The organism is Kitasatospora viridis, from assembly GCF_007829815.1.
Classification (GTDB): Bacteria; Actinomycetota; Actinomycetes; order Streptomycetales; family Streptomycetaceae; genus Kitasatospora; species Kitasatospora viridis.
Genome location: NZ_VIWT01000004.1, coordinates 144,390 through 160,818, shown reverse-complemented (window position 1 = coordinate 160,818; position 16,429 = coordinate 144,390). Strand labels below are relative to the sequence as shown.

14 protein-coding genes are annotated in these 16,429 nt (G+C 73.6%); 11 read left to right on the top strand and 3 right to left on the bottom strand.

Annotated features, from left to right (window positions below):
* The first annotated feature begins 20 nt into the window (after positions 1-20).
* Genes FHX73_RS34430 through FHX73_RS34390 form a run of 9 tightly spaced genes read left to right on the top strand, consistent with a single transcriptional unit; the run spans position 21 to position 7,158 of the window.
* A complete protein-coding gene (locus FHX73_RS34430; protein WP_145909928.1) occupies positions 21-776 on the top strand; it encodes a tyrosine-protein phosphatase in 756 nt (251 codons plus the stop codon).
* 6 nt (positions 777-782) lie between these two features.
* On the top strand, positions 783-1,652 hold the full coding sequence (locus tag FHX73_RS34425) for a DUF6071 family protein (protein WP_145909927.1): 870 nt from the start codon (positions 783-785) through the stop codon (positions 1,650-1,652).
* 39 nt (positions 1,653-1,691) lie between these two features.
* Entirely contained in the window at positions 1,692-2,348 is a 657-nt protein-coding gene (locus FHX73_RS34420; protein WP_145909926.1) for a 2OG-Fe(II) oxygenase, read from the top strand.
* Positions 2,345-2,905, top strand: a complete 561-nt coding sequence (locus tag FHX73_RS34415) for a P-loop NTPase family protein (RefSeq protein WP_145909925.1) — start codon at positions 2,345-2,347, stop codon at positions 2,903-2,905. The genes FHX73_RS34420 and FHX73_RS34415 overlap by 4 nt, the downstream gene beginning before the upstream one ends.
* Positions 2,902-3,750 (top strand): glycosyltransferase family protein, encoded by an 849-nt coding sequence (locus FHX73_RS34410; RefSeq protein ID WP_145909924.1) that lies wholly within the window; start codon positions 2,902-2,904, stop codon positions 3,748-3,750. Before FHX73_RS34415 ends, FHX73_RS34410 begins: the two co-directional genes overlap by 4 nt.
* Before the next feature lie 4 nt (positions 3,751-3,754).
* Positions 3,755-4,522: a class I SAM-dependent methyltransferase gene (locus tag FHX73_RS34405; protein ID WP_145909923.1), complete on the top strand. Its 768-nt coding sequence runs from the start codon at positions 3,755-3,757 to the stop codon at positions 4,520-4,522.
* A 7-nt stretch (positions 4,523-4,529) separates the two neighbouring features.
* On the top strand, positions 4,530-5,639 hold the full coding sequence (locus tag FHX73_RS34400) for a DegT/DnrJ/EryC1/StrS family aminotransferase (RefSeq protein WP_145909922.1): 1,110 nt from the start codon (positions 4,530-4,532) through the stop codon (positions 5,637-5,639).
* A gap of 50 nt (positions 5,640-5,689) precedes the next feature.
* On the top strand, positions 5,690-6,667 hold the full coding sequence (locus FHX73_RS34395) for a Gfo/Idh/MocA family protein (protein WP_145909921.1): 978 nt from the start codon (positions 5,690-5,692) through the stop codon (positions 6,665-6,667).
* A complete protein-coding gene (locus FHX73_RS34390) occupies positions 6,664-7,158 on the top strand; it encodes a GrpB family protein (RefSeq protein WP_211786424.1) in 495 nt (164 codons plus the stop codon). Before FHX73_RS34395 ends, FHX73_RS34390 begins: the two co-directional genes overlap by 4 nt.
* Before the next feature lie 7 nt (positions 7,159-7,165).
* Here the strand turns inward: FHX73_RS34390 and FHX73_RS34385 are convergent, their stop codons facing one another.
* Complete coding sequence (locus FHX73_RS34385; RefSeq protein ID WP_246214071.1) at positions 7,166-9,109, bottom strand: ABC transporter ATP-binding protein; 1,944 nt, start codon at positions 9,107-9,109, stop codon at positions 7,166-7,168.
* A gap of 330 nt (positions 9,110-9,439) precedes the next feature.
* Between FHX73_RS34385 and modA the strand changes: the two genes are divergently transcribed.
* Positions 9,440-10,240, top strand: coding sequence for a molybdate ABC transporter substrate-binding protein (gene modA, locus FHX73_RS34380; protein ID WP_145909919.1), 801 nt, complete (start codon positions 9,440-9,442; stop codon positions 10,238-10,240).
* Between the two features lie 18 nt (positions 10,241-10,258).
* On the opposite strand, the gene FHX73_RS34375 is transcribed toward modA, so the two are convergent.
* Positions 10,259-11,032, bottom strand: coding sequence for a hypothetical protein (locus FHX73_RS34375; RefSeq protein ID WP_145909918.1), 774 nt, complete (start codon positions 11,030-11,032; stop codon positions 10,259-10,261).
* A 184-nt stretch (positions 11,033-11,216) separates the two neighbouring features.
* On the opposite strand from FHX73_RS34375, the gene FHX73_RS34370 reads away from it, so the two are divergent.
* Positions 11,217-13,406: a putative Ig domain-containing protein gene (locus FHX73_RS34370; RefSeq protein WP_145909917.1), complete on the top strand. Its 2,190-nt coding sequence runs from the start codon at positions 11,217-11,219 to the stop codon at positions 13,404-13,406.
* A gap of 24 nt (positions 13,407-13,430) precedes the next feature.
* Here the strand turns inward: FHX73_RS34370 and FHX73_RS47410 are convergent, their stop codons facing one another.
* Positions 13,431-16,418 (bottom strand): Ig-like domain repeat protein, encoded by a 2,988-nt coding sequence (locus FHX73_RS47410; RefSeq protein WP_145909916.1) that lies wholly within the window; start codon positions 16,416-16,418, stop codon positions 13,431-13,433.
* Between the last annotated feature and the right edge of the window lie 11 nt (positions 16,419-16,429).

Sequence of the window (16,429 nt, the reverse complement as noted above, 5' to 3'; positions counted from 1 at the left end):
TGAGTACGGGAGGGAGAGGCGTGCCGACACGCACGAAGCACGTGCCGGGCATGGTGAACATCCGCGACACCGGCGGGCTGCGCGGCCCGGACGGCCGCCGGGTGCGGCCGGGCGTGCTGCTGCGCGGCCCCGCACCGGCGGACGCCGACGCGCTGCGCGCCCTCGCCGCCCTGGGCGTGCGCGGCGTCGTGGACCTGCGCACGCCCGGCGAGCTGCGGCCCGGCGGCGATCCGGCCCGGGAGCTGCCCGGCCTGCCCGTGCTGCGCCGGCCGCTGGACGGGGACATCACGCTGCTGCGCACCGCCCCCTGGCCCGGCCCCGACGCCTACCTCGCCTACTACCGCTCGCTGCTGCCCGCGGCGGCGGCCGTCGCTGCGGACCTGCTCGCCCTGATCGCCGGCGGCGGCCCGCTGCCCGTCTACCTGTGCTGCACGGCCGGCAAGGACCGCACCGGCGTGGTGTGCGCACTGGCGCTGCGCGGCCTCGGCGTGCGACTGGCCGACGTGGTGGGGGACTTCGCGCTGACCGGCCGGGCCTACCGCACCCTGCCGGGCGTCCCGGCGCAGCCGCACTGGGCCGCCCGCTTCACGCCCGCGCAGTTCGCCGCGCGCACCGCCAGCCCTCCCTGCCAGATCCGGACCCTGCTGGCGGAGCTGGAGCACACCCACGGCAGCGTGCGCGGCTACCTGGCCCAGCACGGCCTGTCCCGGCCCACCTGGCACGCCGCGCGCGAAAGCGCCCTGACGACCACACACCTGACGACCCTTCAGAAGTGAGCGCCGATGTACCTCTACGCCAACGGGTGCTCGATGACCTACGGCTCCGAACTGCGCGACGACCCGGTCACCAAGACCTGCTCCGACAACTCCTACCGCTGGAAGCACAGTTGGCCCGGCTCACTGGCCCAGCTGACGGACGCTCAGGGCGCCTTCAACGACGCCTGGCCCAGCGGCTCCAACGACCGGGTGGTGCGCACCACCGTGCAGTTCGTGCTGGAGCACTGGCTGGGCCGGGGCCTGCCCGCCGACGGTCTGCTGGTGGTGATCGGCTGGAGCCACCCCGCCCGCCGGGAGTTCTTCGTCGACGGCGCCTTCCGCCAGGTCGTGCCGCACCACGGCTACGACATCCCGCGGCTGGACGCGCTGGTCCGCCAGTACCGCGCCACCGCCTGGCACGAGGAGGAGTCCCGCTGGCGGTTCGCCGTCCAGGCGCTGACCCTGCGCTCCTTCCTGCGCGACCACGGCATCCGCTACCTGTTCTTCGACGCCCTGTGCACCAACACGCCCCCCGACGGCCTCGAACACGGCGGGCAACTCGCCGACCACTACCTCGGCTTCGGCCGGCCCGGCGCCGCGATGGCCGAGCTGCTGGACGGCGACCCGGCCAACTGGTCCGGCCGGCACCCCTCCGAGGCCGGGCACGCCCGCTGGGCGCAGCGGATCCACGACGCGCTCGGCCCGCTCGACGGCGCCCGGGCCGAGCCCGCCGCGCTGGCCGCCGCCGGCCTGCCCGAGCTCGGCGGCAACGCCACCGTGGCGCGCCACGACGTGAAGGACGGCGACCGCACCGGCATGCGCACCCCCGGCGCCCTGCGCGCGGCCGGGATGCGGGTGCGCCACGCCCTGCGCAAGGACCCCTTCCTCTACCCCTGACCCGCGCGGCCGAGCCGCCGCCGAACGCCCGGAGACGCCGTGAGCAGCATCATCGACGAGCACGCCATCCGCTCCGCCCCGCTGCGCCGGACCCCCTACCGCTACGCCGTCCTCGCCGACAGCTTCACCGACCCGGCGCTCACCCGGCGCCTCGGCGCGGAGTTCCCCCGCGAGGGCTTCGCGCTCAGCGACCGCGAGCGGGCCGAGCCGGGGCAGAAGCGCTACCGCACCTTCGACCACCAACTCGTCCGCCACGACCGGCCGCACACCGCGAACCTGGCCGCGCTCTCGCCGCTGTGGCAGCAGTTGGTGGCCGAGCTGCGCGCGCCCGGCTACCGCGCCGCACTCGCCTCCCTGGTGCCGCAGGCGCCCGACGACCTCGCCCTGGAGGTCCGGCTCACCCGCTACGGCCCCGGCTGCTGGATCGAGCCGCACACCGACCGCCCCGACAAGGTGGTCACCCACCTCTTCTACTTCAACACCGGCTGGCAGAGCGCCTGGCAGGGCGACTTCCGGGTGCTGAACGGCCCGGACATCGAGGACGTCGCCGACCGGGTGCGGCCCGCGCTGGGCACCTCGCTGATCATGATCCGCTCGGACCGCTCCTGGCACGGCGTCCCGCCGGTCAGCGCGGACTGCCCCCAGGACCGGCTGACCCTGCTGGTGCACCTCCACCACCCCGACGGCGCCCGGTGAGCTGCGCCACGGCACGGATCGTGCTGGCCGGCATCTGCGGAGCCGGCAAGACCACGCTCGCCCGCCGGCTCGCCGCGCACCACGGCCTGCGGCACGTCGAGATCGACGCCCTCTACCACGGCCCGAACTGGCAGCCCCGCCCGCAGTTCGAGGCCGACGTCGAGTCGCTCACCCGCGGCGACGGCTGGATCGCCGACAGCAGCTCCTACCCCCAGGTCGCCGACCTGCTGTGGTCCCGCGCCGACACCGTCGTCTGGCTGGACCTGCCGCGCCGTCAGGTGATGGCGCGGGTCCTGCGGCGCTCGCTGCGGCGGGCGCTGGGCCGCGAACGGCTCTGGAACGGCAACCGGGAGACGCCCGCCGCCTGGCTCTCCCGGGCCCACCCGCTGCGGCTTGCCTGGCGGGAGCACGCCGCCCGGCGGCGCCAGGTCGCCGACCGCCTCGCGGCGGATCCACCTCCCGAGGTGCGCCTGGTCCACCTCACCACCGCCCGCGAGGCCGCCGACTGGCTGCACCGCCTCACCTCCGAAACCTCCGAAGGAGCCTTGAGCCCATGACCCGCGGCTACCTCACCCACGCGTTCAATTCGCGCGACGTGGACTACCTGCGGATGGCCTACTGCCTCGCGCTGTCCCTGCGCCTGACCCAGAGCACCGTCGACCGGCTGACCGTGCTGGTCGAACCCGGCCAGCACGTCCCCGCCCACTACCGGGAGGTGTTCGACGCGGTGGTGGAGCTGCCGGTGGCGGACCGCTCCCGCAAGGACGGCTGGCGGGTGGAGAACTTCGCCGAGCTGTACGGCATCTCGCCGTACGACGAGTCGGTCACCCTCGACTCCGACATGCTCTTCTTCGACGACGTCTCCGGCTGGTGGGACGACTTCGCCGGGCAGGAGGTGGTCGCGGCCACCGCCGTCGACTACCGCGGCCGGGCGATCGCCCACAACCCGCTGCGCCGCAACCTGTACGAGATCGGCCTGCCCGACCTGCACAACGGGTTCCTGTACTTCCGCCGCAGCGAGCCGGTGCGCGAGCTGTTCGCGACGATCGCCGCGCACACCCGCAGCTGGCCCGAGACCTGCCGCCGCCACTTCGGCCGCACCGACGTCCACTACTCCTCCGACTGCGCCCTGCTGCTGGCGCTGCGCGACACCGGGATGGAGGCCGGCTGCGTGCGCGCCTCGGCCGGCGGCCACCCGGCCTTCGTGCACATGAAGGCCTGCCTCCAGGGCTGGCCCGGCGTGTCCGACACCGAGCGCGACTGGCGGGCCCACACCGACTACCGGTTCTCCGAGGACCTGCGGCTCACCATCGGCGGCGAGTCCATCGGCCTGCCGTTCCACTACCACGTGCGGGACTTCGTCGACGACCGGCTGCTGGCCGCCTACGAGCGGTCGGTGTGACCCCGTGCCCGGCGCCGCCTACCGCGAGCGGATCGTCCGCCGCCGCTTCGCCACCATCGCCGCCGACTACCAGGCCACGGTGGGGGAGCGGCGCAGCGCCTACAACGACGCGGTCGACGAGATCGTCCACGCCGCCGTGCGGAACCTGCCCGGCGCCGTGACCGTGCTGGACGCCGGCTGCGGCACCGGGGCCCGCTGGAGCGCGCTCAAGCAGCGCCTGGGGAGCGTCGTGGTGCGGGGCGTGGACGCCAGCGCGGAGATGGCCGCCCTCGCCGCGGCCGCCGGCCTGGACGAGGTGCGGGTCGCCACCCTCGACGAACTGCCCTGCCCGGACGGCTCCTGTTCCGTCGTCACCTGCCTGTTCTTCGTGCTCTGCTACACCACCTCGCACCGGCAGCGCCGCCGGGCCGCGGCCGAGCTGTTCCGGGTCACCGCCCCCGGCGGGCTGCTGTTCGTCGACGCGATCAACACCTGGCACCTGGGCGAGGGCCTGGCCTACCGCCGCGGCCCGCTCGCACTCGGCTGGGACTACGCGCGCTCGCTGCTGGACCCCCGCCTGCTGCCCGGCGACAAGCTGTACGCGACCCGGCACCACGGCCGCCGGCTCGCCGGGTTCCACCACAGCTTCACCCACCGGTCGCTGACCCGGCTGATGACCGGCGCCGGCTTCCGCCCCGTGCACCGCCACACCCTCGGCTACAACACCGGCCGCCCGCACGAACGTGCGGTGCGCGGCCAACTCGTCCACGTCTACCGCCGCCCCGCGAAGTGAGGTCGCCATGCGTGTCCCCCGGTTCGACGCCGCCGGCGAGCTGGTCCACGACGGCCCGCTCATCGGTGCCGCCCTCACCCGCGTGCTGGCCTCCGGCCGGTTCATCGCCGGCGCGGAGGTGGACGCCTTCGAACGCGAGGCGGCCGGCTTCCTCGGCGCCCGGCACGCGGTCTCGGTCGGCTCCGGCACCGACGCGCTGACCATCGCGCTCCAGCCGGCGGCCGACCGCCACCCCGGCGGCGAGGTGGTCACCTCACCGCTGACCTTCGCCGCCACCGCCTCGGCCATCGTCCGGGTGGGCCTGCGCCCGCGGTTCGCCGACGTCGACCCCGACACCCTGACCCTGCGCCCCGACCTCGCCGCCGAGGCCACCGGCCCGCGCACCGCCGCCGTGCTGCCGGTGCACCTCTACGGCCGGGCCGTCGACGTCACCGCGCTGCGCTCGGCCGTCGGCCCGGGCACGCCCATCGTGGAGGACGCCTGCCAGGCCTTCGGCGCCCGCGACGCCGCGGGCCGCGCCTGCGGCACGCTGGGGGACGCCGCCGCGTTCAGCTTCTTCCCGTCCAAGCCGCTCGGCGCGCTCGGCGACGGCGGCCTGATCACCACCGGCGACGCCGAACTCGCCGACGAGTACCGGCTGATCGCCCGGCACGGTTGCCGGGAGCAGTACCGCACCGAGCGGGTCGGCTTCAACTCCCGGCTGGACGCGCTGCAGGCCGCCGTGCTGCGGGTCAAGCTCGCCCGGGTCGACCAGGGCCGGCGCCGGCGCGCCCAGATCGCCGCGCTGTACGCGGCCCGGCTCGACTCGGTGCCCGGCCTGCGGCTGCCCGCCGACGCGCCCGGGCACGCCTGGCACGCCTACACCGTGCGGATCGCCGGCGGGCGCCGGGACACCGTGCTGGCCCGCCTGCGGGCCCGGGGCATCGACGCCGCCGTGCAGTACCCGGTGCCGCTGCACCGGATGGCGCCGTTCGCCGACCCGCGCCCCTGCCCGGTCGCCGAACGGGCCTGCGCCGAGCTGCTCTGCCTGCCGATCTGGTCCGGGCTCGGCGACGACCGGATCGACTACGTCGCGCAGGAGCTGCGCGACGCGCTGCGCACCGCACCCGTCGCCTGACTCTTGACGGTGGGTCAGGCCCCGAGCATCCCCGACCGGAGGAGAACGCGATGAAGCGATTCGCAATCATGGGTGTGGCGGGGTTCGTCGCACGTCGCCACCTCGAAGCCATCCACCGCAGCGGCGGCCAGGTGGTCGCCGCCTACGACCCGCAGGACTCCGTCGGCATCCTCGACCAGCACTTCCCGCACGCCCGCTTCTTCGCCGACGGCGCCACCTTCGCCGCCTACCTGCGCACCCACCGCGACCAGCTCGACTACGTCTGCGTGCTGACCCCCAACCACCTGCACGAGGCGCACTGCACGCTCGCCCTGCAGGCGGGCGTCGACGTGATCTGCGAGAAGCCCCTGGTGATCGACTCGGCCGGGGTCGACCGGCTGGCCGCGGTGGCCGCGCGCACCGGCCGCACCATCCACCCGATCCTCCAGGTGCGCCTGCACGAGGCGATGCTGCGGATGCGCGAGGACATCCAACAGCGCATCGGCCAGGGCGAGTACGTGCGCGTCGCCACCTCCTACGTGACCCGCCGGGGCCCCTGGTACCACGTCTCCTGGAAGAGCGACCCGCTGCGCAGCGGCGGCATCCTCTTCAACCTGGGCATCCACCTCTTCGACATCCTGGCCTGGACCTTCGGCGAGCTGCCCGCGGAGCCGGACGCCGTCGAGGTCGACGGCCCGTACGCCGACCGCGCCTCGGGCGTGCTGCGGTTCGCCCGGGGCGAGGTGCGCTGGCTGATCTCCGCCCGGGAGGACGACCTGCCCGCGACCGTCCGCGCCGCCGGCGGGTACGCGCACCGGGTCTTCGAGATCGGCGGGCGCACCGTCGCCGACTACTCCGGCGACTACTCCCACCTGCACCACTGCTTCTACCGGGAACTGGGGACCGGCCGGGGCGCCCGTTTGGCGGACAGCAGGCCGGGGATCGCGCTGATCGAGCGTATCCTCGCAAGCTCCCCCGGAAACCGTCAGCGGGCCCTGTGGCCCGGCGGAAGCGAGGCCAACGCATGGGCGCAGCGCGTCAACCCGTGATCGTGCAGGAGTACGACCCGTCCTGGCCGGGGCAGTTCGAGCAGCTGCGGGCCCGCGTCCTGGATGCCCTCGGCGACCTCGCCGTGGGCGTCGAACACGTGGGCAGCACCGCCGTGCCGGGCCTGCCGGCCAAGCCGGTCATCGACCTGGACGTGGTCGTCGCGAGCGCCGAGGACGTGCCGGCCGCCGTCGAACGGCTGGCCGGCCTCGGCTACCAGCACGAGGGCGACCTCGGCATCCCCGGCCGCGAGGCGTTCCGCTGGCCGTCCGGCAGTGAGCGCCACCACCTGTACCTCTGCCCGCGCGACAGCCCCGAGTTGGCGCGCCACCTGCGCTTCCGTGACCACCTGCGCGCCCACCCGGAGGTGGCCGCCGCCTACGCCCGGCTCAAGCTGGACGCGGCGGCGGCGCACCGCGACGACCGGGACGCCTACTCGGCCGCGAAGAGCGGGTTCGTCGAGCAGGTGCTCCGCGCCGCGTCGGCGTCCTGACGGACCGTCAATTCAGTTGTCCCGCTCGGGTCTCCCGTTGGGCGGGGACACCGGAGCGGTCGTGCTGGAGGTCCCACAGCTCGCGGAACTTGCCGCCGCGCTGCGCCACCAGCTCGTCGAAGCTGCCCTGTTGGATCACCCGGCCGTCCTCCAGCACGACGATCCGGTCGGCGACGGCGACGTTGGTGAGCCGGTGGGTGACCAGCACGACCGCGCGGTCGCGGGCCACCTCGCGCAGGTTGGCGAAGATCTTGTGCTCGGCGCGCGGATCGAGGGCGGCGGTCGGCTCGTCGAGCACGAGCAGGCCGCTGTCCCGGTAGAACGCCCGGGCGATCGCGATGCGCTGCCACTGCCCGCCGCTGAGCTCCTCGCCGCCCATCCACTCGACGGCGAGCAGGGTGCCCAGGCCCCGGCGCAGCTTGGCGACCACCTCGTCCGCGCCGGACGCGGCGGCGGCCCGGACCACCGCCTCGTCGCCGTCCGGCGCGGCCCGGCCGAGGGTGATGTTCTCCCGGGCGGTCAGCGGCCAGCGGGCGTAGTTCTGCGGCACCACGGCGACGTGCTGCCACAGGGCGTGCGGGTCCAGCTCGCGGGTGTCCCGGCCGTCCCACAGCACAGCGCCGTCGTCGGGCAGGTAGAGGCCGGCGATCGCCTTGGCGATGGTGGTCTTCCCGGAGCCGTTCTCGCCCACCAGCGCCAGGATCTCGCCGGTCTCGACGTGCAGGCTCACCGCGTCCAGCGCGGCGCGCTCGGAGGACGGGTAGCCGTAGCTGACGTCCTTGAGCTCGATCCGGGTGGGCCGCTCGGGCAGCGCCGGGCCGCGGTGCAGCGCGTGCCCGCCGGCCTTGTCGAGGAAGGCGCTCCAGTCGTCCAGGTACATGCCGGTCCGGAACAGGTCGGCGCCGTAGCCGACGATGCCCCGCAGCGCGGAGCCGACCGCGCCGAGGGCGACGACCGCCGCGCCGCCGCGCGGCAGGCTCATCCGGCCGGTGCTCACCAGGTAGAGCATGACCAGCCAGACCACGGCGGTGCCCAGGCCCGAGGCGGCCGCGCCGAGCACCGACACCCGGGCGCCCTCGCGCGCGGCGCGGCGGGTGGTGACGTCGAGGCGGCGCCCGATCAGCTCGTACTTGTCGAGCAGGAACGTCCCCATGGTGTCGGAGCGGACCTGGTCGGCGTGGCTCTTCTGGTGGATGTACCAGCGCAGGTTGAGCAGGATCCGCCGGTCGCCGGAGGTCGCCTTGTTGGCCAGGAACTGCACCCGGGCCGCGTACACCGAGGCGAAGCCCTGCGGCAGCGCGGCGAGCACCAGCAGCGGGAGCAGCAGCGGGTGCAGGACGGTCAGCACGCCGGCCGCGCCGACCAGCGAGCCGACCGAGGAGACCAGGTTCTGGGCCTCCCCGATGACGTCCACGGCCGCCTCGGCGCCGCGGTCGGCGGCCTCCAACTCGTCGGCGTACCCGGCGCGGTCGTAGGCCGTCAGCTCGGTGGCCACGGTGGCCCGCAGCACCGCCGCCGACGCCTCGCGGGAGATCCGCGGCGACAGGTAGACGGTGCTGGCGCGGATGGCGATGCCGAGCACCGCCCGCAGCGCGGCCGCGGTGGCGATCACCGCGATCGACGGGGCGGCGTGGGCGAGCCGGTCGGCCACCCGGCCGGGGCCGAAGACCGCCGCGATCGTCCCCGTGGTCGCGTACAGGCCGGCCGCGCCGAGGGCGGCGGACAGCAGCAGGCAGCCGAGCAGGGCGGCGACCGCCAGGCGGTCGACCTGCCAGCCCAGCTTGACGGCCCTGACGACCAGTTGCGGGAGGCGGCGGGCCATCGCGCTGACGCTGATCGCCTCGATGACCTCGATCCGGCGCTGGTCGCCGTGCCACTGGAGTTCTTCGTCGGCGAGGTCGGTGGGTTGGTCGGAGGGATGCTCGGTGGACTGGTCGGTGGCCGTGCTCACGCGGTATCTCCGATGATGCGTAAAATAAGCTCGCTGATGGGGAGTTGGCGGTTGGTGGGTTGACGCGCCGGACGCGGCGGTCCGTCAGATCCTGCCGCTGTTCGAATGAATTGATCAATCCAGGAGGTTCTCGGCAACTCCGCCCGATTCCGCTGGTTTCGATTCCGCCCGGGGCATGCGCCCCGCCCTGGCGGATGCCAGGTCGAGTGGTCATTCCGTCGGGCTAGTGCGAGGCGTGGGTGCCGGGTCTCCTGGCAGGCGCGCCCTATGCTCGGTGCCGACCGCTCGATCTGACGCCCGATCATGTCCGATCCGATCAGGGAGACCCCCATGGTGAGCCGCTCCATCACCGCCGGCGCCGTCGCCGGTGCGCTGCTCGTGCTCGGTGCCTGTTCCTCCGGCAGCTCGAAGCCGGCCGCCTCCGCCTCGCCGTCCGTCACCGGCACCGTGACGGTCTTCGCCGCCGCCTCGCTGCAGAACACGTTCACCGAACTCGGCAAGATGTTCGAGGCCGACCACCCGGGCAGCAAGGTGCAGTTCAACTTCGGCGGCAGCGACACGCTCGCCGCCAGCATCGTCAACGGAGCGCCCGCCGACGTCTTCGCCGCGGCCAGCCCCGCGACCATGAAGACCGTCACCGACAAGGGCGACGCGGCCGGCGCCCCGGTCACCTTCGTCAGCAACGAGCTGGAGATCGCCGTCGAGCCGGGCAACCCGAAGCACATCGGCACGCTCCAGGACCTCGCCAACTCCTCGCTGAAGGTGGTGCTCTGCGCGAAGACCGTGCCGTGCGGCGCCGCGGCCCAGACCGCCCTGACCGCCGGCCACGTCACCCTCACGCCCGCCAGCTACGAGCAGGACGTCACCTCCACGCTCAACAAGGTGGAGCTGAAGGAGGCCGACGCGGGGATCGTCTACCAGACGGACGTCAAGGGCGCCGGCAGCAAGGTCGACGGCGTGAACTTCCCCGAGGCCGCCTCGGCCATCAACAACTACCCCATCGCGCCGCTCGCCCACGGCCCGAACCCGGCCGGGGCGCAGGCGTTCGTCGCCCTGGTCGAATCGCCGGCGGGGCAGAAGGTCCTCACCGACGCCGGCTTCAAGAAGCCCGCCCCGGTCTCCCCGTCGTAGCCGCCGGGCCGGCTCGCCTCACGAGCGCCCGAGCGCCTCGGCCGCCGCCTTGCGCCCGGCGGCCTTGAAGACCCGCTCGTTCGAGTCCACCTCGTGCCACCGGGCGTCGTGCAGCCGCACCCGGAACGCCCGGAGCGGCAGCCGGCCGTCCGGCGTCGCGTACAGCTCCTCGCGCAGGCCGCGCTCGAACGCGTCGGCGAAGTCCAACGGCAGCTGTTCCTCGGGCACCTCGTTCACGAACTCGAAGAGCAACTCCCCGTCGGCGGGCAGCGGTTCGAAGTCGGCGGTGGCGATCGCGAAGTGCCCGCACATCGTCTGGTTGACCAGCCGCACGTGCACGTCCCGCACGGCCGCCGGTGCGTCGGTGGTGGGCCCCTGCGCGCTGAGCAGCCGGCGCGGGCCCACCCGGTGGTGGAAGCACTCCGAGAACTCGTGGGCCGCCTGCTGCCCGGCCGTCGTGAAGCCGGCCGCCGTCGACTCCCCGGCCCGCCAGCGGGCGTGCCGCAGTCGGACCAGCACCGCGTAGGGCAGGGTCTCCCCGTAGGACCAGGAGCGCAGTTGACGGTGCACGCCCTCGCCGAAGGCGGCGCCGAACTCCGCCGGCAGCTCGGCCTCGGGCACCTCGTTCACGAACTCGAACGTCGGCAGCGCCGGGTCCCGGTCGGCGGGCAGCGGCTCGAAGTCGGCCGAGGCGAAGGCGAAGGGGCGCAGGCCGCCCCGGCCGGACAGCTGCGCCTGGACGTCCCTGATCGGACGGTCGAGGCCTTGTGGGTAGTCGCGGACGCCGGGCATTCCCAGATCATAGGACTTGCCCAGGCCGTGGGCCGTTGCCGGTGGGTGTGGCGCGAACGCGACATGTCATGTTCTCGCCAGTCAACTTGGGTTCCCAGTGGACGTCGGGAGCGTCACCATCCGTCTGCCCCGTGTCGGCAGCAGCCGACGACCCCCGGTACCGCTCGATGTGTCAGGAGAAGACATGTCCGGACTGGCTAGAAAAGGCTCCCTCCTGCTCGCCGGCGCACTGGCCGCCGCGACCACGTTCAGCGCTCCCGCCCTCGCGTCCACCGCCCGGGCGGCCTCCCATCCCACCGCCGCTCCCGCCCTCACCCAGGTCAGCACCGACCCGTACACCGACGCGCAGGCCCAGCACGCCACCGAGGTCGAGCCGGACACCTTCGGCTACGGCAGCACCGTCGTCTCCGCGTTCCAGGTCGGCCGGGTCTCCGGCGGCGGCGCGTCCAACATCGGGTGGGCGACCTCCACCGACGGCGGCCAGACCTGGACGCACGGGTTCATGCCCTCGTCCACCACCAACACCGGCGGCTCCTACGTCGCCGCCAGCGACGCCTCGGTGGCCTACGACGCCAAGGACGGCGTCTGGCTGGTCTCCTGGCTGGGCATCACCTCCGGCAGCGACGTCGACGTGGTGGTCAGCCGCTCCACCGACGGCGGCCACACCTGGGGCGGTCCGGTCGTCGTCTCCACCGGCACCTTCGACGACAAGAACTGGACGGTCTGCGACGACCACGCGGCCAGCCCGTACTACGGCCACTGCTACACCGAGTACGACGACGCCAACTCCGGCGACGCCGAGCACATGCGCACCTCCGCCGACGGCGGTTTGACCTGGGGCGCCGAGGGCAGCCCGGCCGACAGCCCCAGCGGGCTCGGCGGCCAGCCGGTCGTCCAGCCCTCCGGCACCGTCATCGTGCCGTTCTCCTCCGGCAGTTCGAACGCCGAGGACGCCTTCACCTCCACCGACGGCGGCGCCAGCTGGACCGCCAGCGTGCAGATCGCCGCCGTCTCGCACCACACCGTCGCCGGGCTGGAGAACGACGCGGCCGCGAACGACATCGCCAAGCTGCCGCACGACACCCTGCGCGAGAGTCCGCTGCCCTCCGCCGAGATCGACGCCTCGGGCAAGGTCTACACGGTCTGGTCCGACTGCAGCTTCCGCGCCAACTGCGCCAGCAACGACATCATCATGTCGACCTCCACCGACGGCACCACATGGAGCACACCGGTGCGGGTGCCGATCGACCCGGTCACCAGCACCGCCGACCACTTCACCGCGGGCATCGGCGTCGACCCGAGCAGCTCCGGCGGCACCGCCCGGCTCGGCCTGACGTACTACTACTACCCGAACGCCAACTGCACCGACACCACCTGCCAGTTGGACGCGGGCTTCGTCTCCTCCGCCGACGGCGGCAGCACCTGGAGCACCCCCGTCCAGCTCGCCGGGCCGATGACGCTGGCCTGGCTGCCGAACACCAGCCAGGGCCGGATGTTCGGCGACTACATCTCCACCTCGGTGCTCGCCGGCGGCAACGCCGTCCCGGTGATCCCGATCGCCCACGCCCCCAACGGGAGCACCTTCGACGTGGCGATGTACTCGCCGACCGGCGGCCTGCCGGTGGGTCAGGCCACGGGCGGCAACACGGTCACCGTCACCAGCCCGGGCAATCAGACCACAAGCGTCGGCACGGCCGTCTCCCTCCAGCTCTCCGGCACGGACTCGGCTTCCGGCCAGAGCCTGAGCTACTCCGCGACCGGCCTGCCGGCCGGCCTGTCCGTCTCCGCCGCCGGCCTGATCACCGGAACCCCGACCACCGCGGGCACCTCGAACGTGACCGTCAAGGCGACCGACGGCACGGGCGCCTCCGGCCAGGCCTCGTTCACCTGGACCGTCAACCCCGTCGGCGGCTGCACCGCCCCCGGCCAACTGCTCGGCAACCCCGGCTTCGAGACCGGCACCGCCTCGCCGTGGACCGCCACGGCCGGCGTGATCAACAACGACACCGTCAGCGAGCGGGCCCACTCCGGCAGTTGGGACGCCTGGCTGGACGGCTACGGCAGCACCCACACCGACACGCTCGCCCAGACCGTCACCGTCCCGGCCGGGTGCAGCGCGACCCTGAGCTTCTACCTCCACATCGACACCGCCGAGACCACGACCACCAAGGCGAACGACACCCTCAAGGTCCAGATCGGCAGCACCACGCTGGCCACCTACTCCAACCTCAACGCGGGCAACGGCTACACGCTGGACTCCTTCAACCTGTCGGGCTACGCGGGGCAGACGGTGACCCTCAAGTTCACCGGCACCGAGAACGCGTCCCTGCAGACCAGCTTCGTGATCGACGACACGGCGCTCACCGTGTCCTGACGACTCGCAGTGCTCGGCGCGCGGCTACAGCGCCGAGCACTGTCCCAGCCGCTGGCCGGACACCGTGTTCGGGTGGCCGTCGTCGCCGGGCGGCGGGGTGTTGTCGGTGCAGGAGAGCGACCCGCCGATCGTGTTGCCTTCGAGCTCGGCGCGGGTGTCCTCGGGGAACGGCCCGGCGCCGGTGGTGCCCTGGACCTGGACCTCGCCGCCCACGTGGTTGCCGACCGCCTCCAGGCCGGCCTGATTGCCGCTCAGCATGAGCGAGCCGTCGATGCGGTTCCCGGCGCAGCCGTCGTCGCCGGGGTCGCCCACGACCACGAACCCGGTGGCGCCGTGGACGTTCACGGTGCTCGTGACGGTGCTGCCGCACAGGCCGAACAGCGTGCCGTCGGTGGACAGGACGGCGCCGTGGATCGTCGAGCCGCTGATGAAGAGGGCGCCGTCGCCCGCGTCCCGCACGCTCCCGTTGACGGTGGCGCCCACGATGCAGGTGCTCTCGCCACCGGTGAACAGGCCGCCGGTGGTGCCGGTGATCGTCCTGGCGCAGGCCACCGTCTGGGTGATCGACTCCGGGGCGCCCGGCAGGTAGTCGCCGTCACCGCCGTACCGGGCCGTGACGGTGTGGCTGCCGGGCAGCAGGTGGGCGAAAGCGACCTGCGCCTGCGCGCAGTTGGCGCCGCCGCCGGGGGAGAGGGTGCCGGTGCCGAGCAGCGTGCTGCCGTCCGAGACGCTGACCGTCCCGGTGGGCGGCGCGGTCGGACCGGTGCTGGGCGAGGCCGGGCAGACGGTGTCGGTGAAGGTCACGGCGTGACCGAAGGAGGACGGGTTGGCGGAGGAGACCAGGGTGGTGCTGACCGGGGCGCGGTTCACCTGCTGGGCCGGGACGAGGGTCTCGGTCGCGGCCCCGGTGTAGTCGGTGTCGCCGGCGTAGTCGGCCGTGATGCTGTGCGGGCCCACCGCCAGGGCCGCCGTGGACAGCTGGGCCCGGGCACAGCCGGCCCCGCCGCCGGGGCTCAGCGTCGGGGTGCCGAGCACGGTGGTGCCGTCCGAGAGGGTGACCGTCCCGGCGGGCGGCACGGTCGCGTTGGTGCTGGCGCCGGTCGGACAGACGGTGTCGGTGACGGTGACCGGCTGGCCGAAGACCGAGGGATCGGGCGCGGAGGCGAGGGTCGTGGTCACCGGTGCCTTGCCGACGTCCTGAGTGAGCGTCATCGCCGTGTCGCCCACGTAGTTCGGGTCGCCGCCGTAGACGGCGGCCACGGTGTGCGGGCCCGGGGCGAGGGTGGCGATGGCGGCGCTGGTCGCCGTGCCGGTCGCGCTGTCGACCGCGACCGGGCCGCCGAGCTGGGTGCCGTCGACCTTGAAGGTGACCGTGCCGCCGTCCGGCGGCGGCACCACGCTCGCGGTGAAGGCGACCGGCTGGCCGAACACCGAGGGGTCGGCGGAGGAGCCGAGCGTCGACTTGGTGGTCTGCGGCACGGCGAAGAAGACCGCGTCCGTCGGCTGGGCCACGGTCTGGTTCAGCCCGTTGAGGTTGCCGATGAAGGCGCCGTAGAAGGTGTTGCCGAGCGCCTTGAGCTGCTCGTAGTCGCCGAAGAGCCGCAGCGAGGGGTGCTGGGCGTTGCCGGCGGTGGTGGTGAACGACTGCAGCACGGTGTCGGTGAAGGTCGCGCCGTGGTCGGTGCTGCGGGCGAGGTGGGCCGAGAACTCGGGGAAGCCGCTCGCGTTGGTGCCGTCGTTGCTCAGGTAGAGGACGCCGATCGTTCCGTCGTCGAGGACGGCGACCGAGGGCAGGGCCGTGTCGGTCGAGGCCGACACATTGACGGCGGCGCCCACGTTCATGCCGCCCGCGCCGTTGTCGGTGAGCCGGCGGATCCGGATCCGGTTGTTGCCGGAGGCGTCGGCGCCGTAGGCCACGTACACGTCGCCGTTGGTCGGGTCGACGGCGAGGTGGTCGATGCCGCCCTGGAGGAAGTTCACGTTGCCGAAGCTGTAGCCGCCGTTGCCCTGGCGGGTGTCGTCGGTGGAGACGGCGATCCCGTCGGTGCTGCCGCCCAGCGTCCAGCTGGCCCCGGCGTCGGTCGACCGGTTGAGCATCAGGGTGACGTTCTCCGGCTGGGTGCCGCCGCCGCCCTGCTGGTAGAGCGCGTACACGGTGCCGTTGCGCCGGTCGGCCGCCACCCGCAGCCCGCCGTTGATCACCCCGCCGCTGAGCGCGCCGGTGCCGGCCGGGTGGTCCCGGGTGATGTCCACCGGGCTGGCGCTGCCGGGGGAGACGGCCACGTGGTCGTGCGGGACGTTGGTGCGGAAGTCCTGGTAGCCGACGTAGACGTCGTCCTTGCTCGCCGTGCCCGGGTCGCGGTTGACGACCAGCCAGGGCTGGTCGGCGTTGGTGCCGGAGGCGCTGGTGAGCTGGGTGGTGGTGGGCGTCGGGTTGTTCCACTTCCACGACGCGGCCTTGGTCGGGTCGGTGGTCGAGCCGGTGACGATCTGGTTCCCGCCCGTCAGGAACGTGCCGTAGAGCGTGCCGTCGCGGCCGAAGTCGATGGTCTGGTCGTTCGGCCCGCCGGCGGTGTTCGCCACCCCCGGCGGCGGCGGGATCGTCGCCTCGTCCGTCCAGGTCACCCCGCCGTCGGTCGAGTACACCAGGTCGGCGTCGTTGTTCCACGGGAAGGTGAACCGGGTGATCGCGATCTGCTGCGGATTGGCCGGGTTGACCGCGACGGACGCCTCACCGGCCGACGTCGCCCCGACCTGCGCGTCCACGTCCACCACGTAAGCCCCCGGGGCCCGGACCGACGGGTGCACCTTCCGGGGTGCCTTCGGGCGCACCCGCGGCGAGCGGTCGAGGGGCTGGTCGCTGCCGCCCTGGACCGCTCGCGGTGACGGAGTGTCAGCCGCCCAGGTGTGCCCGGACGCCACCACCGGGCCGGCGGCCAGGGCGAGCGCGAGCGCCAGCGCCGCGCTGAGTGATCGGCCGAGCGGGTTCGATCGTGGCCTCGTGGGTACCACCGGTGGCTCCT